Annotated in this window: 22 protein-coding genes; 7 read left to right on the plus strand and 15 right to left on the minus strand. The window is 67.4% G+C overall.

The window, feature by feature from the left end; all coding sequences use genetic code 11:
* Positions 1-132: 132 nt before the first annotated feature.
* The 5 genes from AC5Y3P_RS19145 to AC5Y3P_RS19165 all read right to left on the minus strand — a co-directional run bounded on the left by AC5Y3P_RS19145 (position 133) and on the right by AC5Y3P_RS19165 (position 7,198).
* On the minus strand, positions 133-2,571 hold the full coding sequence (locus tag AC5Y3P_RS19145) for a CaiB/BaiF CoA transferase family protein (protein WP_500047510.1): 2,439 nt from the start codon (positions 2,569-2,571) through the stop codon (positions 133-135).
* Between the two features lie 32 nt (positions 2,572-2,603).
* A complete protein-coding gene (locus AC5Y3P_RS19150; protein WP_500047511.1) occupies positions 2,604-3,572 on the minus strand; it encodes an enoyl-CoA hydratase/isomerase family protein in 969 nt (322 codons plus the stop codon).
* Positions 3,569-4,726, minus strand: coding sequence for a M24 family metallopeptidase (locus AC5Y3P_RS19155; protein ID WP_500047512.1), 1,158 nt, complete (start codon positions 4,724-4,726; stop codon positions 3,569-3,571). Before AC5Y3P_RS19155 ends, AC5Y3P_RS19150 begins: the two co-directional genes overlap by 4 nt.
* Before the next feature lie 40 nt (positions 4,727-4,766).
* The gene (locus AC5Y3P_RS19160) at positions 4,767-5,930 is read right to left on the minus strand and encodes a M24 family metallopeptidase (protein ID WP_500047553.1); all 1,164 of its coding nucleotides are present in this window, start codon (positions 5,928-5,930) and stop codon (positions 4,767-4,769) included.
* Between the two features lie 95 nt (positions 5,931-6,025).
* Positions 6,026-7,198, minus strand: a complete 1,173-nt coding sequence (locus AC5Y3P_RS19165) for an amidohydrolase family protein (protein ID WP_500047513.1) — start codon at positions 7,196-7,198, stop codon at positions 6,026-6,028.
* A gap of 402 nt (positions 7,199-7,600) precedes the next feature.
* Between AC5Y3P_RS19165 and AC5Y3P_RS19170 the strand changes: the two genes are divergently transcribed.
* The 6 genes from AC5Y3P_RS19170 (at position 7,601) to AC5Y3P_RS19195 (ending at position 13,228) form a co-directional block, all read left to right on the plus strand.
* Entirely contained in the window at positions 7,601-8,653 is a 1,053-nt protein-coding gene (locus tag AC5Y3P_RS19170; protein ID WP_500047514.1) for a phosphotransferase family protein, read from the plus strand.
* Between the two features lies 1 nt (position 8,654).
* The gene (locus AC5Y3P_RS19175) at positions 8,655-9,413 is read left to right on the plus strand and encodes an SDR family NAD(P)-dependent oxidoreductase (RefSeq protein ID WP_500047515.1); all 759 of its coding nucleotides are present in this window, start codon (positions 8,655-8,657) and stop codon (positions 9,411-9,413) included.
* Between the two features lie 84 nt (positions 9,414-9,497).
* The gene (locus tag AC5Y3P_RS19180; RefSeq protein WP_500047516.1) at positions 9,498-10,802 is read left to right on the plus strand and encodes an acyl-CoA dehydrogenase family protein; all 1,305 of its coding nucleotides are present in this window, start codon (positions 9,498-9,500) and stop codon (positions 10,800-10,802) included.
* Between the two features lie 24 nt (positions 10,803-10,826).
* Positions 10,827-11,459, plus strand: coding sequence for a TetR/AcrR family transcriptional regulator (locus AC5Y3P_RS19185; RefSeq protein WP_500047517.1), 633 nt, complete (start codon positions 10,827-10,829; stop codon positions 11,457-11,459).
* Positions 11,456-12,214, plus strand: coding sequence for an alpha/beta fold hydrolase (locus AC5Y3P_RS19190; RefSeq protein WP_500047518.1), 759 nt, complete (start codon positions 11,456-11,458; stop codon positions 12,212-12,214). Before AC5Y3P_RS19185 ends, AC5Y3P_RS19190 begins: the two co-directional genes overlap by 4 nt.
* Before the next feature lie 42 nt (positions 12,215-12,256).
* Positions 12,257-13,228, plus strand: coding sequence for an NADPH:quinone oxidoreductase family protein (locus AC5Y3P_RS19195; RefSeq protein WP_500047519.1), 972 nt, complete (start codon positions 12,257-12,259; stop codon positions 13,226-13,228).
* Between the two features lie 44 nt (positions 13,229-13,272).
* On the opposite strand, the gene AC5Y3P_RS19200 is transcribed toward AC5Y3P_RS19195, so the two are convergent.
* Complete coding sequence (locus tag AC5Y3P_RS19200; protein ID WP_500047520.1) at positions 13,273-14,007, minus strand: IclR family transcriptional regulator; 735 nt, start codon at positions 14,005-14,007, stop codon at positions 13,273-13,275.
* A 72-nt stretch (positions 14,008-14,079) separates the two neighbouring features.
* Here AC5Y3P_RS19200 and AC5Y3P_RS19205 point away from each other — a divergent pair, with 72 nt between their 5' ends.
* Positions 14,080-15,039 carry a TauD/TfdA dioxygenase family protein gene (locus AC5Y3P_RS19205; protein ID WP_500047521.1) on the plus strand — a complete coding sequence of 320 codons (960 nt, stop codon included), beginning with the start codon at positions 14,080-14,082 and terminating at the stop codon, positions 15,037-15,039.
* 64 nt (positions 15,040-15,103) lie between these two features.
* Here the strand turns inward: AC5Y3P_RS19205 and AC5Y3P_RS19210 are convergent, their stop codons facing one another.
* Genes AC5Y3P_RS19210 through AC5Y3P_RS19250 form a run of 9 tightly spaced genes read right to left on the minus strand, consistent with a single transcriptional unit; the run spans position 15,104 to position 22,758 of the window.
* Positions 15,104-16,336, minus strand: coding sequence for a cytochrome P450 (locus AC5Y3P_RS19210; protein ID WP_500047522.1), 1,233 nt, complete (start codon positions 16,334-16,336; stop codon positions 15,104-15,106).
* A gap of 47 nt (positions 16,337-16,383) precedes the next feature.
* Positions 16,384-16,578, minus strand: coding sequence for a ferredoxin (locus AC5Y3P_RS19215; RefSeq protein WP_500047523.1), 195 nt, complete (start codon positions 16,576-16,578; stop codon positions 16,384-16,386).
* Positions 16,579-16,580: 2 nt separating this feature from the next.
* Positions 16,581-17,294, minus strand: coding sequence for a TetR/AcrR family transcriptional regulator (locus AC5Y3P_RS19220; protein WP_500047524.1), 714 nt, complete (start codon positions 17,292-17,294; stop codon positions 16,581-16,583).
* Positions 17,295-17,330: 36 nt separating this feature from the next.
* On the minus strand, positions 17,331-18,128 hold the full coding sequence (locus AC5Y3P_RS19225; RefSeq protein ID WP_500047525.1) for an SDR family NAD(P)-dependent oxidoreductase: 798 nt from the start codon (positions 18,126-18,128) through the stop codon (positions 17,331-17,333).
* On the minus strand, positions 18,125-18,973 hold the full coding sequence (locus tag AC5Y3P_RS19230) for an alpha/beta fold hydrolase (RefSeq protein WP_500047526.1): 849 nt from the start codon (positions 18,971-18,973) through the stop codon (positions 18,125-18,127). Before AC5Y3P_RS19230 ends, AC5Y3P_RS19225 begins: the two co-directional genes overlap by 4 nt.
* Positions 18,970-19,584 carry an NADPH-dependent FMN reductase gene (locus tag AC5Y3P_RS19235; RefSeq protein WP_500047527.1) on the minus strand — a complete coding sequence of 205 codons (615 nt, stop codon included), beginning with the start codon at positions 19,582-19,584 and terminating at the stop codon, positions 18,970-18,972. The genes AC5Y3P_RS19230 and AC5Y3P_RS19235 overlap by 4 nt, the downstream gene beginning before the upstream one ends.
* Positions 19,585-19,592: 8 nt before the next feature.
* Positions 19,593-20,591 (minus strand): cyclase family protein, encoded by a 999-nt coding sequence (locus tag AC5Y3P_RS19240; protein ID WP_500047528.1) that lies wholly within the window; start codon positions 20,589-20,591, stop codon positions 19,593-19,595.
* A 1-nt stretch (position 20,592) separates the two neighbouring features.
* Positions 20,593-21,429, minus strand: coding sequence for a coniferyl-alcohol dehydrogenase (locus tag AC5Y3P_RS19245; RefSeq protein ID WP_500047529.1), 837 nt, complete (start codon positions 21,427-21,429; stop codon positions 20,593-20,595).
* Between the two features lie 3 nt (positions 21,430-21,432).
* The gene (locus AC5Y3P_RS19250) at positions 21,433-22,758 is read right to left on the minus strand and encodes an LLM class flavin-dependent oxidoreductase (protein ID WP_500047530.1); all 1,326 of its coding nucleotides are present in this window, start codon (positions 22,756-22,758) and stop codon (positions 21,433-21,435) included.
* Position 22,759: the final 1 nt, after the last annotated feature.

The following is a 22,759-nucleotide window of genomic DNA, read 5'->3' on the forward strand; positions in this document are numbered from 1 at the left end:
CCCTTCCGGCGATCACTCGAACTCACGATAACACGGTTCCACCAGACCGGCTGTCTTGCTGTAGAACCGAATACCAATGGTGCACAAGCATTTTCGATCCCAACCTTGACGCCCCCGCCGGGCTGCCGGAGATTACTTGGCCGCTTTTCGCCCGCCCATGGCCGGCGCGGTGCCGATCACGCCGTCGGCCTCCAGCGCCGCGATCTCGGCGTCGTCGAGACCGAGGCTGCGCAGGATCAACGCGTTGTGTTCGCCGAGCAGCGGGGCCGGGCGGCGGTGGAACCGGCGCGGGCCGTGGGTGGTGCGCGCCGGCAGCGTGCTATGTGGTGTGCTGGCGTTGACCGGATGGCTGACGTCTTCGAAGAACCCGCGGGCGGCCAGCTGGTCCAGCTCGGTCTGTCGGTGCGGTTGCATCACTTTGGCCACCGGAACACCGGCGGGCCACAGGGTTTCGACGATCTCCGTGCCGCTGCGCGATCGGCACCAGGCGGCCAGCTGTTCATCCAACTCGTCCTGGCGGGCCCGGCGGCCGGCGACGGTCTCCAGCTCGGGATCCATCGCCCAATCCGGGCTGCCCAGCGCCGTGCGCAGGGCTTCCCACTGCGCGTCGGTGGCGATCGCGATGGCCACCCAGTTGTCGTCGCGATCGAACTCGTCGACACCGGAGCTCTGATACAGGTTCTGCGGGCAGGCCGCCGGACCGCGGTTGCCGTTGCGCTGCAGCAGCTCTCCGTAGGCGGTGTACTCGATCACCTGCTCGGCGGCCACGTTGAGCGCCGCGTCGATCATCGCGGCCTCGACCAGGGCACCGCGACCGGTGCGGCGGCGCTGCTCGAGCGCGAGCTGCAACGCGATCAGGGCGTGGATGCCGGCGTTGGGATCGCCTAGCGAGTAGGGCTCGTACGGGGTGCGGTCGGGATAGCCGGTCAGCCAGCTCAATCCGGCGGCGTCCTCGATGATGTAGGCAAACGCCGGGTTGTCCCGCCACGGGCCGTCCAAGCCGAAGCCGGGCATCCGCACCATGATGATGTCTTCGCGCAGACTGCGCACGGTGTCGTAGTCCAGGCCGAGCTGGTCGATCACCCGGGGGGTGAAGTTCTCCACGATCACGTCGCAGGTTGGGATCAACTGCCGCAACAACTCTCGGCCCCGATCGGTCTGGAAGTCCAGCGTCAACCCGAGCTTGTTGGTGTTCAGACCGGAGAAGATCGGCGAGCGTTCCCACCACTGGTCTTCGGTGACCGGGATGCCGGCGATCAGCCGGGTGCCGTCGGGTCGCGGCGTGGATTCCAGGTGGATCAACTCGGCGCCGAGCATGCCCAGGATCTGCGTGCACGACGGGCCGGCCCAGAACGTCGTCATGTCCAGGACCCGCAAGCCCTCGAACGGCAACCGCGGCTCATTGCTGGACGGCGCGACGCTGCGCTGCCGGGGCTCGACGTCGCGGTACTGCGCGGTGTGCTCACCGAGCCGCGGTGCGGGCGCCGGCTCCCGCAGCGTCGTCCCGGTCAGCCGGTAAGGATGCCCGGGCTGGGTGAACCCGTCGCGCGGATTGGTGACGAACGCACCGCGTTCCACGAAGTGGTCAAAGGTCGTGACGTTGGCGCCGTTGCCGACCGGCGAGTTGGGAATCCGGAACGCCGACGCCAAATCCCGGATGTCGTCCACCTTTTCGCCGCGCACCCACTCGAACAGCTCCTCGGCGTGGATGTTGGCCTGTTCGGTGATCGACAGCGTGGACTCCTCGTCGATCCACTCCTGATGACCCGACATGGCGCACAGATCGAACCACTGCTGGGCGGTACCGCAGCCCAGCGCCACCAGCCCGTCGGCGGCCTCGGCCACACCCGGCACGGTGGGCCGCCGCTCGGTACGCCAGGGCCGGCCCAACATTTCGAAGTAGGTCACCGGGTAATACGTCATCCCGAGGATCTGTGCTTCCAGCATCGACAGGTCGACCAGTTCGCCGTACCCGTTGGTCAGGGCAGCGGCGCGAGACGCCAAGGTCAGTGCGGCGCCGTACGCTCCGGCCAACCAGTCCCCGACCTGCCCGCCGACGTGCGCCGGGGCTCGGCCCTGCTCACCGCGGCCGATGCCGAGGGCACCACCGGACCACGCCTGCAGGGTGAACTCGGTGGCCGCCCGGCCACTCCACGGCCCGTCCAGTCCGAACGGCGTGATGGTGGTGACGACCAGGTGCGGATGCCGCTCGTGGATCCGCTGTGGTTTGAGCTCAGCGCGCCCGGCGATCGCCGAGCCGACCGACCAGATCACGATGTCGGCGTCGGCCAACAATCGTTCGACCAGTTCCCCGTCGTCGGCAGACTCCGGGTCGGCGAGCACACTGTGCTTGCCGCCGGCCAGGAACCCGAACAACGCCCCGTCGGTCTGTGGGTCCAGCTCACGGCCCGACCAAGCCGCCGAGGCCGACCAGGACCGCAGGGCATCGCCTTGCCCGGACTCGACTTTGACCACCTGTGCGCCGGCGTCGGCCAGCAGCTTGGTGCAGTATCCGCCGGCGATGCCGCTGGATAGATCGACGACGGTCACGCCCTCGAGTGGTGCTGTCATACCTCATCCGCTTTCTCGGCGAAACCGCAAGATCAGTCCGTCTTGGCGCGGTTCTTCTTGGACAGCCGGAATTCCGGCGGGAACTTGCTGTCGTTGTCGTTGACCGCGGCCGACAGTCCGGAATCGATCGACTCGAACATGTCCAGGTCGGCGTCGCTGTCGTTGGCCACGCCGTTGCCCATCGACTCGAAGAACGCGCTCAGCAGGCTGCCCATGTATTCGCCCTGCTGCTGCTTGAAGATCTCGAAGAACATCTTCTGCTGGAACACGGTGTCCACCGGTCGGTTCCGCGCACACGCCAACGCGTACTTGGCGACCTCGTCCTCCAACTGATCCCGCGAGACCACCTTGTTCAAGAAGTTGCAGTCATACATCTCGGCGGCCGTGAACGGCCGGCCGGTGAACACCATCTCCTGGAACTTGCGCAACCCCATCATCTGCACCCACGTCCACATCCGTGGGCCCCAACCGTGATACCGGAACGACGGGTGCCCGAACAGTGCGTCGTCGCTGGAGATCACCAGATCGGCGTCGGCGCACTGATAGAAGTGCCAGCCGTAGCAGTAGCCCTTGGCCTCGACGATGGAGATCTTCTTGAAGTCCTGCAGGGCACGGTTGCCGGCTTGCGAGTTGGCGTACCACGCCGAGATGGTGGCGCCGTTACGGAACGTCCCCTTGGGTGGGTAGGTCACCTCGCCGACACCGTCATCTTCGAGCCGCAGTTCGGCCAACCGGACGGCCGGATTGTCGTTGCCCTCCATGAATTCCGGCAGATCGGCACCGCTGCCCAGGTTGTCGCCGACGCCGCGGATGATCACCACTTTGACGTCGTTGTCGGCGTTGGCGGCGCGCAGCACATCGGCGTAGCGCAGCCGGGCCATCGACGTCGGAGCGTTGAGGAACTCAGGCCGATCGAAGGTGATGGTCGCGATCTTGGTCCTGGGATCCTTCTCGTAACGGATGATCTCCTCGGGGGTGGGACGCTGGGGCGTTTGTGTCATAGATCCGTCCAATCCGGAGCGTCGGAGAGCACTTCGGCGCCCTCATCGTTGATCAATACGGCATCGCGGGTGAACACTGAACCCACGCCGTGCTGCCAAACCTGTGCGGTGACCGCCAGCACCATACCCGGTTCGAGCAGTTCGGCTTCGTTGGTGACCGGCAACTGCGGCGTGACCACCGGTGGGTCGAAACCGAGCCCCAGCCCGTGCGCCACCGGCGTCGGCGGAACCGGTTCACCGGACTGGGCGTAAGCGTCCAAAAGAGCGCTGACCGGACGCCCCGGTCGACACGCCTCGATGAGCCGCTGCCACAACGCATCCCGGCGCGCGTACAGATCACGTATCGGGCCCCGGTCGGCGAGTTCGCCGACCGGCCAGGTGCGGGCCACCTCGGCCAGGTAGCCGCCGGCGAGCACCCCGGCCGACACCGCCACCAGATCGCCGTCGCGCAGTCGGCCATCACCACCGGCGCGCGTGAACGCGACGTCCCTGCCGGTGATCCAGGCGCAATCCTGGGTGGCCGGTGTGCTGATGCCGCCGGCGGCTTCGGATTCCATCAACACCCCGGCCAGCGTGCGTTCGGTGACGCCGGGGGCCAGCGCGGCCACCGCGGCAGCCATGCCGCGCTCGGCCAGCCGCAACGCGGTGCGCAGCGCCTCGATCTCGGCGGGGGTCTTGATCCGGCGTGCGGCCCGCATCGCCGGCTCGGCGTCCACGAGTTCGGCGGCCGGGAACGCCATCGGTAGCAGCTTTGCGAATGTCGGTGTCAGAGCGTCGGTTCCGACCCGCTGGAAACTCTGAGCACCTGCGATTCCCTGCAGCACACCGATCAGGGTCATCGGGTTCCAGCACAATCCGTACAGGTGCTCCCGCGGGATCTCACCGGGGATGCCCTCGTCCCAGGTGCTGTTCAGGTGGATGGCGCCGGTCTCCCGGACCAGGCTGCAGATCGGACCGAACGGCCGGGTGCCGGCCACCCACAATTGCGGCGCGCCGGAAACGTACCGGACGTTGGCTTGCCGACCCAACACCAGCAGGTCCAGATCGTGGGCGGCCATCTGGGCCAGCGCCCGCTCGCGACGACCCTGACGCAGTTCGGCGGGATCGGGCGCGACATCGGAGTTGGCATCGATATTGGGGGTTTGGATGGTCACGGGCGGCTCACGGCCTCTTTGGTATGCACCGACGGTGTCCTCACCGGTAGGGGTCGTACGGGTAGTCGGTCAGCGGCATCCAGCCATCCTCGGTGACCACCACGATCTCCTCGCTGCGGTATCCGCCGGTGCCGTCCTCCCACACCACCGGTTCGAGGACCAGCAGCATGCCGGCCGGGAACACGAAGTCGTCGTCGAACTGCTGGCCGAGATCGGTTCCGAGCATCGGCATTTCGGCGGCGTTGGAGCCGATACCGTGCCCGATGTAGAAGTGCGGCAGCCATGGCTTGACACCGCCGGCCGCGGCGATCCCCGCACGGGTGAGATCACCGCTGGTGGCTCCGGCTTTGGTGACCGCGAGCACCGCGGACAAGATGTCCCGCCAGCGGTGGAACTGCGCGTGCTGCCGCTCGGTGGGCTCCCGGCCCACCACCCAGGTGCGACCGAAGTCCGAGCAGTAACCGTGGTAGGTGATCGAGACGTCGGTCCAGAGCACATCGCCGGCCTGCAGTTCGCGTTCGGTGGACAGCAGGGGCAGCGCCAGATCGCCGTGCGTGGTCCAGGCGCCGTCGGCCTTGGCGGTCGGCATCACCTGCCAGATCGCCTCCAGCATGCTCGCGGTTGCGCCGAGTTCGAATGCGCGGCGCAGGAATTGGGTCGACAGATCGATCTGGCGCACGCCGGGCGCCAGCGCCTGCTGCACGTCCACCATGGCTTCCTCGGTGATCCGGCAGGCCCGTCGCACCGCGGCGATCTGGTCCGGGGTCTTGACCAGTTTGGCCGCGCCGACCACCGGTGCGGCGTCCACCGGCGGGGTGCGGAACAGCCGCGTGCCGGCACGGCGCATGGCGCCGGTCAGTTCGTCGACCGCGCAGCGGGCGCCGGCCGGTAGCAGCTTCCCCAGCACATCGGCGAAATACTGGACCCCCTCGTCGAATTCGAGGAACACCGCAGGGTGCAGATGGTCATCGGGAAGTTGCGGTTCCAGCGGCGCACCCTCGCGCGCCGGCGAGAACAGGTGCGGGTACTCGTCGTCGGCGAGCACCACCGCAACCGGGCGCTCGACGTGGGACAGCCCGGCGTCCAGCAGCGGCCAGCTGGCTCCGGTGGCATAGACCACGTTGCCGTTGCCGAGCAGCACCAGCGCGTCGATGCCCTGTTCGGCCATCGCATCCCGCAGCCGTCGGCTCACCTGCCGGCGCATCCGGCCGAAATCGGGTTCGTCCGGCAGATCCAGCCAGCTCAGACCGGTCTGGGTCAGGGTGGTCACAGCCGGCTGCGCTGCCGCTGTTCCCGCCGTCATTGCAAGCCCAGGAACTTCTGCACGTTGCCGGACACCACCTTGACAGCGGCCTCGGGGCCGACCGCCTCGACCACGGTGGCCAGGGACTTCTCCGAGTACCCGAACGTGCTCTCGTTGTGCGGGTAGTCGCTGGACCACATCACGTTGTCGATGCCGATCTTGTCGATCAGTTCCAGCCCCAACGGGTCGACCATGAACGACGCGCTCATGTGCTGGTCCCAGTAGTGCCGCACGTCGTGGTTCAGCTCGTGGTTGAACATGTGCCGGTAGGAGGCCAGCATGTGTTCGGCATCCTGCAATGCGGTTGGCACCCACGCGATTCCACCCTCGAACCAACCGATCCTCAGCGCCGGGTGCCGGTCCAGGATTCCGGAGAACACGTACTTGGCGAACTGTTCGCGGAACGAGTCCACGTTGACCATCATGCCCACCACGACGCTGTTGTGCTGACACGGCGTCTTGGGCGGGGTCTCACCGATGTGGTGGCTGACCGGGATGCCCGAGGCCTCGATCTCATCCCACACCGCGTCCATGTCGGTGCTGCCGTAGTCGTAGATGTTGCCGTCGTCGTCCTTGCCCGGGTTCAGCGGCAACAGAAAGGTCCGCAGCCCCAACGACTTCAGCTCTTCGAGCGTGCTGCGGGTGCCCTTGGGATCCCACCAGTTGATCAGGCCGACACCGTAGAAGCGGCCGTTGGACTGCTCCTGCAGCTCGGCGATGTGCTCGTTGTAGATCCGGAACACCCGCTCGCGCAACGACTTGTCCGGGTAATGGAACAGCGCCAGCACCGCGTTGGGGAAGGCCAGCTCCTTGTCGATGCCGTCCTCTTTGAGCTCGCGGATACGCGCCTCGATGTTGTTGGAGGCCGCGCCGGCCAGGTCGTCGTACTGCATCAGCACTCGGCCGAAGTCGCCGCCGGTCCAGGCCTTGCCCTTCATGCCGACCATGTAGGCGCCGTCCTCGTACCAGATCCGCGGCGCCGCGCCCTTGAGTTCCTCGGGGAAGCGGTCGTAGAAGATGTCGTCGGCCACCGAGATGTGGTTGTCGGCCGAGAAGATCTCGGTGCCGACCGGCAGACCCAGGTTGCCCGCGGCGTGGCCGCGGCGGTTCTTGGGCGCACCGAAACCTTCCGGCGGGTAGAGGGTGGCTGCTGTGGACTGAATGGACATCGTGGACCTTCCGTGTCGGCCGGTGCTGTCAGCTTGCTCCGCGGGGCTGCGGCGTGGGCAAGGTTGACCGGATCGAGCGAGTGCGCCCCCGGGCCAGGCTGCGGGCTGTTGCGCGAGCGGCATGCTCACTCATGGGTAATGACGTTATCAGTTTGTGTGCTGCCGCAACAGTGTCGGATCGCACGAATTCGCTGGTACATGGCCTACCGCCTGCGAGAACGTCATTCTTGTAGAGCAAGAACTCATTCTCTTGAGCATCGGAGAGTTTGCTGGCGACGACTCCCCCTGCGATGTTCGGCCGGCCCGTCCGGGCGGTTTTGGGCGCCGATCGACGAATCCGCTGGAACTCTTGGGTTCCCGTTTGGAGAATGCTAGTCTCCGAACAGAGATCGAAGGGTTCCAATGACGAAACCATCCGTTGCCACGATGCTGGACACTGCCGCCCTGGGCGCATGGCTCGATGAACAGGACGCTCCCGGCACCGGGGCGATACCCGAGCCGGAGTTGCTGGCCGGCGGGTCGCAGAACACCTTGATCCGGCTTCGGCGCGACGGGCACGCCATGGTGCTGCGCATGCCGGGGCCGCGCGCCGACGACGCCCGGTTGGCCGGGTTACGCCGGGAGATCACCTTGGTGCGCGCCCTGAAGGGCACCGACGTGCCGCACGCCGAGTTGATCGCCGCCGACGACACCGGCGACGTCTTGGGCAAACCGTTCTACGTGATGGCCGAGATCGACGGCTGGAGCCCGATGGACGGCAACGGCGGTGCGTGGCAGGCCCCGTTCGACACCGACCTCGCTGCCCGCCGCGGGCTGGCCTTCCAACTCGTCGAAGGCGCGGCCAAACTGGGCCGCGTCGACTGGCGCGCGCAGGGGCTGGAAGGCTTCGGCCGGCCGGACGGCTTCCACGAGCGTCAGGTGGACCGATGGTTGAGCTTCCTGTCCGACTATCAGGTCCGCGACCTGCCCGGCCTGGACACCGCCGCCGACTGGCTGACCCGCAACCGGCCCGACGATTACACGCCGGGCATCATGCACGGCGACTACCAGTTCGCCAACGTGATGTTCGCGCACGGCGGCCCGGCCCGGCTGGCCGCCATCGTGGACTGGGAGATGACGACCATCGGTGATCCACTGTTGGACCTGGGCTGGGCGCTGCTCGGCTACGACGGCGAGGAACCCCAGAGTGAGGGCTTCTACCTGGACATGACGGGTATGCCCAAGCGCAGCGAATTGCTTTCGCACTACCAGGAAGTCAGCGGTCGCTCGACCGCCAACATCCACTACTACCTGGTGCTGGCCAACTGGAAGCTGGGCATCATGCTGGAGAAGACCTACGCGGCCTCGCTGGCACCCAACAGCAAGGTCGATCCGCGGGTGGCCGCGGCGATGGGCCCGATGGTGCTGCAGTTGATGACCGCCGCCGCCGAATTGGCCGCCGGCAAGGGAGCCTGACATGACCCAGCTGCAAACACTGTTCGACCTGACCGACCGGGTGGTGTTGATCACCGGCGGCAGCCGGGGTTTGGGCCGCCAGATGGCGTTCGCGGCCGCCCGCTGCGGCGCCGACGTCGTCATCGCCAGCCGCAAGCTGGACAACTGCCAGACCACCGCGGCCGAGATCGAAGCCGAAACCGGCCGCACCGCACTGCCATACCAGGTGCACGTGGGCCACTGGGGCGAACTCGACGGTTTGGTCGACGCGGTCTACGAACGGTTCGGCAAGCTCGACGTGCTGGTGAACAACGCCGGCATGTCGCCGGTCTACGAGAAGCAGACCGACGTCACCGAGAAGATGTTCGACGCCGTGGTCAGCCTCAATCTCAAAGGGCCGTTTCGGCTTTCGGCGCTGGCCGGTGAACGGATGGCCGCCGCCGGCGGTGGGGTGATCATCAACGTCAGCACCCACGGCTCGCTGCGCCCGCACCCGACGTTCATCCCGTACGCGGCGTCCAAGGCCGGGCTGAACGCGATGACCGAGGGTTTGGCGCATGCGTTCGGCCCCACCGTGCGGGTCAACACCTTGATGCCCGGGCCGTTCCTCACCGACATCTCCAAGGCCTGGGACTTCGGCGACGCCAATCCGTTCGGCCACTTCGCGTTGCAGCGCGCCGGTAACCCGGACGAGATCGTCGGCGCCGCACTGTTCTTGATGTCGGATGCGTCCAGTTACACCACCGGCTCGATCCTGCGCGCCGACGGCGGTATCCCCTGAAAATGGCACGGCGAGAAGCCACTTCTGCACACCCCGCCCTGGGCTGTACCTGAAGAAAGTGGATTCTCGGCGGGAAAGGAAAACATGGCCTGGGACTTCTCCACCGAACCCGAATTCGAAGCCAAGCTGGATTGGATCCGCACCTTCCTGCGGGAGGAGGTCGAACCGCTCGAGGTGCTGTTCCCGGGCTGCGAGTTCCTGCCGCTGGACGATGAGCGGCGGGCCATCGTCGACCCGCTCAAGCAGCAGGTCCGCGATCAGGGGCTGTGGGCACCGCACCTGGGCCCCGAGTTGGGCGGGCAGGGCTTCGGCGCGGTCAAGCTCACCTTGATCAACGAGTTGCTGGGCCGCAGCCCGTGGGCGCCGATCATTTTCGGAACCCAGGCCCCCGACACCGGGAACGCCGAGATCCTGGCCCGGTTCGGCACGCAGGAACAGAAGGACGAATACCTGGCCGGGTTGCTGTCCGGGGAGATCTTCTCGTGCTTCTCGATGACCGAACCGCAGGGCGGCTCGGATCCGCGGGTGTTCACCACCCGTGCGGTGCGCGACGGTGAGCACTGGGTGCTCAACGGCCGCAAGTACTTCTCCTCGAACGCCTCGGTGGCGTCGTTCTTCATCGTGGTGGCGATCACCGACCCGGACGTGCCGGTGCACCGCGGTGCGTCGACGTTCCTCATCCCGGCCGGCACTCCCGGTGTGACCATCGAGGCCACCCATCACCTGGTCGGATCACTGCCGCACGAAGCGGGTCACTCGCTGATCCGATACGAGAACGTGCGGTTGCCGGACTCGGCGATGCTGGGTGAACCCGGAAACGGTTTCGGCATTCTGCAGGCCCGGCTGGCCGGCGGCCGGATCCATCACGCCATGCGCTCGATCGGGGTAGCCCAACGCGCGGTGGACATGATGGCCCGCCGCGCCAAAAGCCGCTTCACCCAAGGCAGTTCGCTGGCCGACAAGCAACTGGTCCAGGCGTTCATCGCCGATTCCTACGCCGAGCTGCTGCAGTTCCGGCTGACCGTGCTGCATACCGCGTGGCTGGTCGACACCGCCGGCGAACACGCCGCGCGCAAGGAGATCGGGGTATGCAAGATCTTGTCTTCGCAGGTGCTCAAATCGATTGGGTTGCGCGCCATCCAGGTGCACGGCGCCATGGGTCTGACCCAGCAGCTGCCGCTGACCAACGTGCTGCTCGGCGGGGTGGCCCTGGGTCTGGCCGACGGCCCCACCGAAGCCCATCAGGTCAACCTGGCGCGCATGGTGCTCAAGGAGTACGAGGCCGAAGACCCGGAATGGCCCAGCGAGTTCACCGACAACCGGATCGAAGCGATTCGGGACAAGTACGCCGGTCGGGTGCGCAGCATTCCGTCGGTCCCGCAAGTGTAAGCGGCTGAGCATGCCCAACCCGTCATGAGCACCCCGATCGCCAACGGCTCCCGGGCATCGCGCGCGGTGCACCGGGCGCTGGACGACCGGCACCGGGAGGCCACCGATGAGGTGGAGCGGATCCTGGCCGCAGCCGTCGTCGTGATGCAGCGGGTCGCTCCGGAGCCGCCCAAGGTGAGCGACATCGTCGCCGAGGCCAAGTCATCGAAGAAGGCCTTCTACCGGTACTTCACCGGCAAGGACGAACTGCTGCTGGCCGTGATGGAACGCGGCGTCGGAATCGTGGTGTCCTACCTCGATCATCAGATGCGCAAGGCGCAGCGGCCGGCCGACCAGGTGGCCCGCTGGATCGAGGGTGCGTTGGCCCAGGTGGCCGATCCACACCTGATCAGCATGAGCCGGGCGGTGGTGGAGCAGATGACCCAGACCGACCCGGTCGACGACATCATGACCCCGATGCGCAATCTGCTGATCGCCCCGGTGACCGAGTTGGGCAGCGGCGACCCGACGCGCGATGCCGAAGCGGTCTTCGAGTTGACGTTGGCCACCATGCGCCGGTACGTCGGCTCGCACACCCAGCCCGGGCCCGACGACATCGAGCACCTGGTCCGGTTCTGTCTGCGCGGCTTGACCACTGACCAGGAGATCGCCCGATGAGATTCCTGTTCGTACACGGCGGATTCCACGCCGGCTGGTGTTGGGAGCGCACCATCGCCGCCCTGGAGCAGCTGGGCCACACCGGTGTGGCCGTCGACCTGCCCGGGCACGGGGCATGGGTCGACCAGGAATCCACCCTGGCCAACCGCCGGCAGGCCATCCTGGATGCCCTCGAACCCGGTGACGTGCTGGTTGGGCATTCCGGCGGCGGCTTCGACGCCACGTTGGCCGCCGACGCGGCTCCCGAATCCGTGCGCCACCTGGTGTATTTGGCGGCAGCCCTGCCCCGCGAAGGCCGCACCTACCCGGAGGCGATGGCGATGCGCAACGCCGAGGAGGGCGAGTTCGACGCCGACACCGGTGAGATGCTGAGCTATCTGAAGTTCGACGACGACGGCGCCATGTGGTTCGCCGACTTCGACGGCGCCTGGCGCTACTTCTACCACGACTGCGACGAAGCAACTGCGCGTTGGGCTTTCGAGCGCCTGGGCCCGGAACGTTTCGGCGACACCACGATCACGCCGGTCTCGGTGCCCAACTTCTGGGCCGCCGAACTGCCGCGCAGCTTCATCGTGTGCGAACAGGACCGATCGATGCCACGCTGGCTGGCCGACACCGTGGCACACCGGCTCGGGGTCGGCCAGCTGTCGATCGACTCGTCGCATTCACCGTTCCTGAGTCGGCCCGCCGAACTGGCCGCACTGTTGGTGCACGCCACCACCACGACCCCGACCGGCCCGCTGATCCCGGACTGACCCGGTACCCGAGACCTGCGAAACTAGATCACGAGGAGTCCGATGAAGGCGATGCTGTGCCGTGAATACGGCCCGCCGGAAACTCTGTCCCTGACCGAATTGCCGGATCCGACACCAGAATCCGGCCAAGCCGTGGTCGCGGTGCGCGCCGCGGCAGTGAACTTCCCGGACGTGCTGTTCATGTCCGGCGGGTACCAGGTCAAGATCCCGCCGCCGTTCGCACCGGGCAGCGAGTTCGCCGGTGAGGTGATCGCCGTCGGGGCCGACGCGGATCTGCCGGTCGGCGCCCGGGTGGCCGGGTCGGTGATGGTCGGCGCGTTCGCCGAGCAGGTCGCGGTGCCGGTGCAGGCCTTGCGTGTGCTGCCCGACGGTGTCGACTTCGCCGACGCGGCCGCCTTCGGGGTGACCTATCGGACCGCCTATTACGCGCTGCGCACGGTGGCCGAGGTGACTGCCGACGACTGGGTTGTCGTACTCGGCGCGGCCGGCGGCGTCGGGTTGGCCGCGGTCGATCTCGGTGCGGTGTTGGGCGCCCGGGTGATCGCCGCCGCGTCGAGCCCCGAGAAACTACAGGTCTGCCGTGATCGGGGGGCCACCGCCGTCATCGACTACGACCGGGAGAACCTGCGCGACGCGATTCGCGAGATCACCGGCGGCGCCGGTGCTGCGGCGGTGCTGGACCCGGTCGGCGGCGAGTACTCCGAACCGGCGTTGCGGGCACTGGGCCGCGGCGGCGTGTTCGTGACCCTGGGCTACGCTGCCGGCAGCATACCGAAGATCCCGTTGAACCTGGTGCTGCTGAAGGGCATCACGGTGCGCGGCATGGAAATCCGCACGTTCGCCGCCGACTATCCGGAGGCGTTCGAGCGCGACGAAGCCGAGCTGGATGCACTGTTCGCCGCGGGTACGGTGCGGCCACACATCGGCGCCCGGTTCGCGCTGCAGGACGCCGGTGCGGCGTTGCGCTACGTTGCCGATCGCAAGGCGATCGGCAAGGTGGTCATCGACATCTGAACGGCGCCGCCGTCGTCGGCAGGAGTCGTCGTCCGCCGTCGTCGTCAGGAGTCGACCGGCCGGGGCGCGCCGCGGGAGAGCAGACCGGCGGCCTGGCAGACCTGCTCGGCCAGCTTGGGCACCTGTTCACCGGACATCCGCTCGGTCGGTCCGCTGATCGCCACCACCCCGACCGGCCGGCCGTCCACCTCGAAGACCGGCGCGGCGATGGTCATGCTGGGACTGTTGACCTCGCTGCTGGCGGCGTATCCGGCCGCGCGGTAACCGTCGAGTTCGGCGCGGAACGTCGAATCGGGCGGTTCACCCAGCAACTCGGTTTGACGTTCGCGGCTCAAGAACGGCAACAGGATCCGGCCGGTGGCGCTTTGCCGCACCGGCACCCTGGTGCCGATGCCGGGCACCATGCGCAGCGGCTGCCGGCTCTCGGCGACCTGGGACACCACCAGCCGCGATCCGTCCTGCTCGTTGAAGATCGCGGTCTCGCCGGTGCGCTCGGCGAGCTGTTCGAGTACCGGCTGGATGCTCTGCCGCAGATCTGATTTGGTCTGCGAGGCGTGCACGATGTGCAGCACCCGCGGCGCGATCTCCCAGCGGGTCAGCTGATCTTCGCGGGCCCGGATCCAGCCCTGCTCGGCCAGCGTGACCAGCGCTCGCTGCACCGCGCTCTTGTCGATGCCGAGCGTGCGGGACAGGTCGGCGACCCCCACCGGCTGGTGTGCTGCCACCGCTTCGAACACCGTCAGCACCCGTGCGCCGGTGGAACTTCCCTTGACGGCCATCCAGAACCTCAATACAGTCTGTGTTAGATATTGATTGATCGTATCATTTATTGATACACAAAGGAGGCGGACGTGTCGCCCATCACCGTCACCCCATTGCGCGACGACCTGCCGTTCGGCGCCCGGGTCAACGGCGTCACCCACTCGACGCTGCAGGACGAAGCGGTGCGCGCGCAGCTGCGGCAGGTCTTCCGGGATCGCGGCATGATCGTGTTCGAGAACGTCGAACCGGACGGCAGATTGCAGGTCGAGATCAGCACGGTGTTCGGCCCACTCAAGGACCACCCGGTGCCCACCGTGCCGAGACCCGGCGGAGCCCTGCACCCCGGCATCATCGAGATCGGCCAGCAACCGCGCGAGGGCAACATCGTCATGGTGGACGGCAAGGAGGTCACCTCCTGGCTGCCCTGGCACTTCGACCACTGCTACAACGACCAGTTGAACCTGGCCGGCGTGCTGCGCTGCATCAAGGGCGTATCCGAAGGCGGCCAAACCGGTTTCGCCGACGGCATCGCGCTCTACCGAGCGTTGTCACCCGAACTGCGGCAGCGCATCGAGGACCGCAACGTGGTGTACAGCCTGAACCTGGGGTTCAGCGATATGCGGTTCGGGCTCACCGAAGGGTTCCGCGAGGTACAACCGCACAAGATGCTGCAGAAGACCATCGACTACGGCCGCGAGAACCTGCCGCGCGCAGTGCATCCCGCGGTGTGGACCCGCGCCACTGGCGAGAAGGTGCTGCACGTCTCACCGTGGATGGCCGAGGGACTGGAAGGCGACGAGACCCCCGAAGGCGATGCGCTGCTCGAGGCGGTGTGCCGCGAACTGTTGGACAAGGTGCAGCCGTACTTCCATGATTGGCGTCCCACCGACATGGTGATCTGGGACAACCTGCGGATGCTGCACGCGGTCAGTGGCCATGACCCGGACGAAGCCCGGATCATGCATCGCACCACCATCGAAGGCGATTACGGCCTGGGCTATTTCGAAAACAATGCCGTCGGCCACGAACTGCTGGAGATGACCGTCTGAACTCGCGATTTCGGTGCGTTAGGGGGCGCTGAGCGCACCTAAACGCACCGAAATCGCAAGGGGGTCACCAGGTGACGGGCAGGCTGTAGACGCCGTAGGCCAGCCGGTCGTGCTTGAACGGAACTTCCTCGAACGGGATGGCCAGCTTCATCGTCGGGATGCGCTGCAGCAGGGTGTGGAACACGATCTGCAGCTCGGCGCGGGCCAACTGCTGCCCCACGCACTGGTGTCGGCCGTAGCCGAAGCCCAAGTGCTGACCGGCGTTCTCGCGGGACAGATCGAGCTGATCGGGGTTCGGGAAGGCCTTCGCGTCCCAGTTACCCGGGGCCAGGTCGATGATGATGCCCTCGCCGGCCTTGATCGTGACGTCACCGACTTCGATGTCTTCCAGGGCAACCCGACGCTGGCCGTTCTGGATGATGCTCAGGTAGCGCATCAACTCCTCGGCCGCATTGGCGCTGGCCTTGGGATCGTCGACGTTGCTCAGCAACTCAGCCTGCGCGGGATTCTGCAACAGCGCCAGCACGCCGATGCCGATCATGTTGGCGGTGGTCTCGTGCCCGGCGATCAGCAATCCGGTGCCCAGTTGCGCGGCCTCCTTGACGCTGATCTCGCCGGCGGTGACCCGCTCGGCCAGGTCCGAGATCGCGTCCTCGGCCGGGTTTTCCATCTTCTTCTTGACCAGGTCGATCAGGTAGCCGTGCAGGCTCATCGCGCCCTTCTGGCCGTCCTCGGCGGTGGCGTTGCGGGCCAACCCGACGTTGGCGTGGTGCTGGAAGAACTCGTGATCCTCGTAGGGCACGCCGAGCATCTCGCTGATCACCTTGGTGGGCACCGGCAGCGCCAGCGCACTCACGATGTCGGCGGGTTGCGGTCCGGCCAGGATCGCGTCGATGGCCTCGTCGGTGACCTGCTGGATGGTCGGGCGCAGACCTTCGACCCGCTTGAAGGTGAACGGCTTGGACAGCATCCGGCGGAACCGGGTGTGCTCCTCGGCATCGGAGGTGAACACCGAGCGCGGCCGCTTGTACACCGTGGAGAGCATGTGCTCATTCCAGTGCGGGAAACCCTCGATGCGGTCGTCAACGCTGACCCGCGAGTCGGCGAACAGCGTGCGGGCTGCGTCGTATCCGGTGATCAGCCAGGGCGTGCTGCCGTCCCAGATCCGGACCCGCGAAAGCGGCGCTGCCGCACCGAGTTCCATCACACCCGGCGGCGGCGCGAACGGACATGCGCTGGAGCGCTCCATCGGGTACTCGGGAATGTCGGTGCGGGTCTCGGGCAGGGTGTCGGTCATCGCGGGGGCTCCTTGGCTGTGGATTGCGAAATGGGCTGGCGGGTGGACTATTCGTCGATGCTGATGACGCGACCAGGGCAGGCGTCGACCGCCCGCCGGACCGCGTCATGGAACTCCGGTGGCGGTTCGGCATCGAGCAGGATCACGCTGCCGTCGTCCTCGTCCTGGTCGAAGACTTCCGGGGCGTTGGCGACGCAGTTGCCGCCGGAAACGCACTTGTTCTTGTCGACAGTGACTTTCACGATCACTCCTTCTGGGCTGCGGCGCTGACCGGGGCCAGCATCAAACCGGTGATCGCATCGATCAGGTGCTCGGCGGCGGTATCCCAGTCCGGATGCGGGGTGGGTTCACCACCGGCCAGGGCCCGCTCCTGCTCGGCGAACATGTGCACGATCAACTGACGGGCCATCGCGTTGCGCTGCACCCGCACGCCCTGCGGCATGTCGGGCAGGCAGCGGGTGAGCCCCTCGATGATTCGCAGCACCGACGTCGATGCCAGGGATTCCTCGGAGACCAGATCGCGGTGCGCGGGATCGGGCATCAACTGCGCGGAAAACCGGGCATACCAGGTGGGTTCGCCGCTGCCAGCGCCGAGTTGGGTCAGGTGGACGGCCAGTGGACGCACCAGGCAGCTCACCCACTGGCGCAACTCGGCGTCGTCGCCGAGGTCATCGACCATCTGTTCGCAGAGCCGCTCGACGGATTCGTTGTGCCGGCGCACGATGGCCCGGATCAGGTCGGCCTTGGTGCCGAAGTGATAGCCGACGGCGGCCGTGTTGCCCTGGCCGGCGGCTTCGCTGACCTGCCGGTTGGACACCGCAAAGACGCCGTGTTCGGCGAACAGTCGCTCTGCTGCGGTCAGGATCGCATCGCGGGTGTCACCGGCCCGGTCGGTGCGGGCCAACCGCCCGGACTCTGCACGTTCGGCGTCCACCCGCTCAGTCAAGCACCGCGCCATGATTAAGTCAACCGATTGATTTAAAGTGCCGGATATTCAGTTCTGATCGGACTTGCGCACGAGCACCTTGCCTGCGACCGTGCCGCCGTCGATCGGCAGCACGGTTCCGGTGACGTACCGGGAGCGCTCCCCCACGAAGTACAGCGCCGCCTCGGCCACGTCCTCGACGGTGCCTTCGCGCTTGAGCGGACGGTCCCGGCGCATCTGGGCCCGGATGCCCTCCTCGAATGCCGCCAGGCGCTCGCGGTCCTCGGCGTTGGCCGACTTCGACACGATCGCGGTGCGGATGTTGCCCGGCGCGATCGCGTTGACCCGAATGTCATAGTGCGCCAATTCGATTGCGGCTGATTTGGTGAACTGGATGACCGCGGCCTTGGAGGCCCGGTAGGTGTGCACCCCACCGCCGGCCTGGATGCCACCGATCGAGGTGATGTTCAGGATCGCGCCGCCGCCGTGCGTGGACATGTACCGGGCCGCGTCCCGGGTTCCGGCCATCACCGCCAGCACGTTGACCGCCATCACCTGGCCGAAGTCGGCCAGGTCGTCATCGAGGAAGCTGCGGTGCATGGTGCCCGAGACGCCGGCGTTGTTGACCATGATGTCCAGCCCGCCGTAGGTTTCGATCGCGGTCGTGACCAGCGCACCGACCTGCTCGATCTCGGCGACGTCGGTGGGCACGAACAACGCGCCCTCGGGCACCCCCTGCTCCCCCTCGTCGAGGTCGCCGATCACCACCTTGGCGCCCTCGGCCAGGTACCGCTGCGCGATGCCGCGGCCCAGACCGCCGATCCCGCCGGTGACGACGGCGACCTTGCCGTCGAGCTCGCCCGTCATCGTTGCTCCGTTCGTTCGGCGAAGAAATCCAACAGCAACCGGTTGACCGCGTCCGGGTTCTCCAGCTGCGGGCAGTGCCCGGCGTCGGCGACCACCGCCGAGCGGGCCCCGGCGATCTGACCGGCGATCTCGGCGGCCCAGCCGGCCGGCAACAGTTTGTCACCGCCGCCTTCGACGATCAGCGTGGGCACCGAGATCCGTTCGTAGGCCCGCTGAGTCGACGCCGCCGGGGGCGGCGCGGCACCCGGCCGACGGAACCGGGCCGCGGCGATCGCCTCCCAGGCCCCGGGCAGGGTGGCCGAAAGCTGGCGGCGCCGCACGTAGTCCGCGTCGTCGGGGTAGGCCGGGTCGAAGAACAGCGCGGTGACGATGCGCCGCATGGCTGCTTCGGTGGCGTCGTAGTCGTACAGCGCGGTCATGTGTTCGTTGGCCTGGATCTGCCCGCCGCCGCAGATCGCCACCAGTGAAGCCATCGGCAGCACCGGCGCCTCCGAGGTGGCGTCGACCAGCAGGTTGATCGCCCCCATCGAGTTGCCGACGAAGTGCGCCGACGAGACCCCAAGGGCCGCACAGAATGCCGCAACATGCCGGATTCGCATCCCGCGGCCGTCGACGAAGTCGAGCACCTTTGCCGTGCCGCCGTAGCCGAGCTGGTCCGGCGCCAGCACCCGGTAGTGCTCTGCCAAGGCGCCGATGGTGCGTTCCCAGCCCAGTTCGGCGCTGGCCCCGAATTCGCCGCCGTGCAGCAACACCACGGTCTGCGGGCCGGACCCGGCGTCCAGGTAACTGGTGGTCAGTCCGTCGACGGTGATCTCGAGCCGGCGGTAGGGATGCTCGTCGGTCACGCCCGCGCCCCCGGCGCCGACCGCGCGAAGGTCAGCAGCTGGGCGGCCAGCAGCTGCAGCTGATTCTGCACGGCCGGATCGCTGAGTCCCCCGTGCGAATCCCACACCGGGTCAGCGGAATTGATCGCCACGCCGATCGGCGTGGGCCAGGCGCGCAGGGCGTGCCCGATGCCGCGCAGCTGCCCCAGCGTGCCGACCGCGGCCTGCCAGCCGTACGCGCAGGTGATGCAGCCCCACGGCGTGTTGTCCAGATACACCCGAGGTCCTTCGCGCAGGTCCTCGATGTAGTCCAGCGCGTTCTTGACCAGTCCGGACACCGCACCGTGGTAGCCCGGTGAGGCGACGACGACGGCGTCGGCCTCGCGCAGCGCAGCCACCAGCGCCGCGGCGGCCGGCGTGCGTTCCAGTTCGTGCGGCGCGTACATCGGCAGGTCCAGATCGGGTCCGGCGTACAGCTGGGTGCGCCCACCCAGCCGCTGCACCTCGCTCAGGCAGTAACGCAGCGCGCGTTCGGTCGACGAGTTGGCGCGCAGGGTGCCGCCGATCCCGACGATCAACGGCGCGCCACCGGTGTCGGCGCGGGTATCCGGAGTTGACGTCACAGTAGTCATGTCGAGTCCTATTTGATCGCAATCGGATTGACCGGTGAACCGACCGCACCGACGACCCGCAAGGGTGGTGCGATCAGCTGGAATTCGTACACCCCGTCGGCGGCACAGTCGGCGGCCAAACCGCCGAGGTCCCAGTACTCGCCGAGCATCAGGCCCATGTCCCGCAGGCACAGCATGTGCATCGGCAGGAAGGTGCCGGCCACGCCGGCCGCCGGGTCGGGATCCTCGACCATCAGGTTGTCGGCGGCCACCGCGGCCACTTCGTGGTCGTGCAGCCAGGCCGCACAGCGCCAGTCCAGACCGGATCCGGCCTCGGCCCCATCACCGGTCTGACTGAATCGGGTCCACCACCCGGTGTGTACGACGACGATGTCGCCACGCCGGATCTCGACGTTCTGCGCGCGAGCCACCGCGTCGAGTTCTGCCGCCGTGACCGGCTGTCCGGGTTCCAAAAACACCTCGGCGCCGCGGTGGGCCACCACGTCGAGCAGCACCCCGCGCGAGCTGATGCCCTTGCCGTCGACCTTGTCGATGCCGCAGTGGAAGGCCCCGAAGCTGGTCACCGAGTCGGCCGGGAACCCGTTGTAGAGCTTGTCCTCGTAGTACACGTGGCTCAGCGCGTCCCACTGCGAGGCGGCCTGCAGCGGCATCACGATCATGTCGTCGTTGAACCGAAACGGGTTGTCGGCGAAGAACGCACTCATGTCCTGCGCGACGGCGTTGCTCAGCCACTGCGGCCCGTAGCGCACCAGGGTGTCGGCGTCGCCGCCGTCGACGGTCATCACGTGCACCGGATTGTTGCGGAACTTGAACGCACCCTGCGGGCCCGAGGACCCGAAGTCCGAACCGAGCGCGAACACCTTGCCCTGCTTGGCCAAGGTGGCCGCCTCGGCAGTCTTGTCGGCGGTGATGAAGTTCAGCGTGCCCAACTCGTCGTCGTCGCCCCACCGACCCCAGTTGCGCACATCGTCGGCCAACTTTCGGAAGTCGCTCATCGACGCAGCCATCTCAGCTCTCCTGCCCGGTCTCGGTGACGCCCAGTTCTTCGGCGCTGCGCTGCGCCATGATGCCGCCGTCGGTCCAGATCACCTGTCCGGTCAGGTATCCGGCCAGCCTGCTGTTCAGGAAGACCAACACCGCGGCCTGTTCTTCGGGAGTCGAGATACGGCCCAGCGGGGTCCCGAAGGAGTCCAGGTAGCCCTGCCCGTAGGCCGAACGCAGCTGGTCCAGGATCGGCGTGTCGGTGACGCCGGGCGCGGTGAGGTTGATCCGGATACCGCGCGCCCCCAACTCCACCACCTTGCCCAGGCTGTAGAGGATCAGGGCCTCCTTGGCCAACCGGTAACCGCCGTCGGCCAGCGCTCCGGGATGCTCGGCACACCAGGCCCTGCCCTGCTCGACCGATTCGGTGCGCACCAAACCGACTGTGCCGGGCGCGTTCTCGCGGTAGCCCGACGCGGCCAGCGAAGCCACGCCGGCCACCGCGGAACCGGGCGGCATCCGCTCCAGCACACCGTCAGTGAACTGCCGGGTGCCCAAGAAGTTGATCCGCACCACCAACTGTGGGTTCCCGATGCCCGAACTCACGCCGGCGACATTGAACAGCGCGTCGACGACGTCGGGCAGTCGGCCCAGCGCGCTGGTCACCGAGTCCGGCTCGGCCAGGTCGACCTCGATGAAGTCGCTCAGGTGCGCGCTCTCGGCGGGCTCCCGGACATCCAAACCGGTGACCCGCCCGCCGAGTTCGGCGACCTGGCGGGCGACCTGCGCCCCGATACCCGACGCGCAGCCCGTCACGACGACGTTGCGGCCGTCGTAACGGACCAGCTCGTCCAGCGCGGCCACTCCTCAGCCTGCGGCTTCCCGCTCGGCCTTCTCCTTGGCTTCCTTCTCGGCCTGAGCGGCCTTGACCCGGCCCTCGTTGATCTCGGCCATCGCCTCGGGGATCTCACCGGCGGTGAACTTGCCGCCGCGGCCGGTGGGTAGGCCGCCGAAGGCGTAGGTCTCGTCGAACAGCGGAGCGTCCGACGGCTGCCGGCGGGCTTCGACCTTCTCGATCACCGGTTCGAGCCGCTTGGCCTTGGCGGCACGGGCCTTTTCGTCGCGCTCGATGAACTCGGGCAGGATCTCCTTGCCCATGATCTCGATGGACTCCATGGTGCCTTCGTGGCTGCGCGGGTTGAGCAGCAAGATGATCTCGTCGACACCGCTGGCCTCATAGCCGCGCAGGAATTCCCGCACCGTCTCCGGGCCGCCGATGGCGCCGCGGCCGGGACCGTAGGCCAAGGTGGGGTCTTCCTTGACGGCCTGCTGGTAGCGTTCCCACACCTTGGTGCGGCCCGGGATGTGCATGCCGGTCAGGTAGTAGTGCATGATCCCGAACGAGAAGAAGCCGCCGCCGATGCCGAGCCGCTTGAGCGCCTCGTCGTCGTTGCGCGCCACCATCATCGACAGGTCACCGCCGATGGCCAGGATGTTGGGGTTGATCTCCGGGGTGACCGGCGCACCCTGCGCCTCGAATTCCTTGTAGTAGCCGTCGACGCGGTCCTTGAGCGCCTCGGGCCCGGTGTAGGCGAAGCTCAGTGCACCGATCGCCTTCTGCGCGGCCATCTGCACCGACGCCGGGCGGGTGCAGGCCACCCACACCGGGGGGTGCGGCTTCTGCAGCGGCTTGGGGATCACGTTGCGGGCCGGCATCTCGACGTGCTCACCCTTGAACCCACTGAACGGTTCTTCGACCATGCAGCGGATGGTGACCTCCAGGGCCTCTTCCCACATGGTGCGCTTGTCGGCCGGGTCGATGTTGAACCCACCCAGCTCGGCCACCGAGGAGCCTTCACCGGTGCCGAATTCGACTCGGCCGTTGGACAAGTGGTCCAGGGTGGACACCCGCTCGGCGATCCGCGCCGGGTGGTTGATCGGCGGCGGCAGGTGCATGACACCGAAGCCCAGCCGGATGTCCTTGGTGCGCTGGCTCGCGGCGGCCAGGAACATCTCCGGGGCCGTCGAGTGACAGTACTCCTCGAGGAAGTGGTGCTCGGTCAACCAGACCGTGGAGAAGCCGGCCCGGTCGGCGGCTTCGACCTCGTCGAGGCCGTGCTGGAACAGCTTGTGCTCGTCGTCATCAGTCCACGGGCGGGGCAGCGGGAACTCGTAGAACAGGGAAATCTTCACA

The organism is Mycobacterium sp. NGS45 (assembly GCF_059812645.1).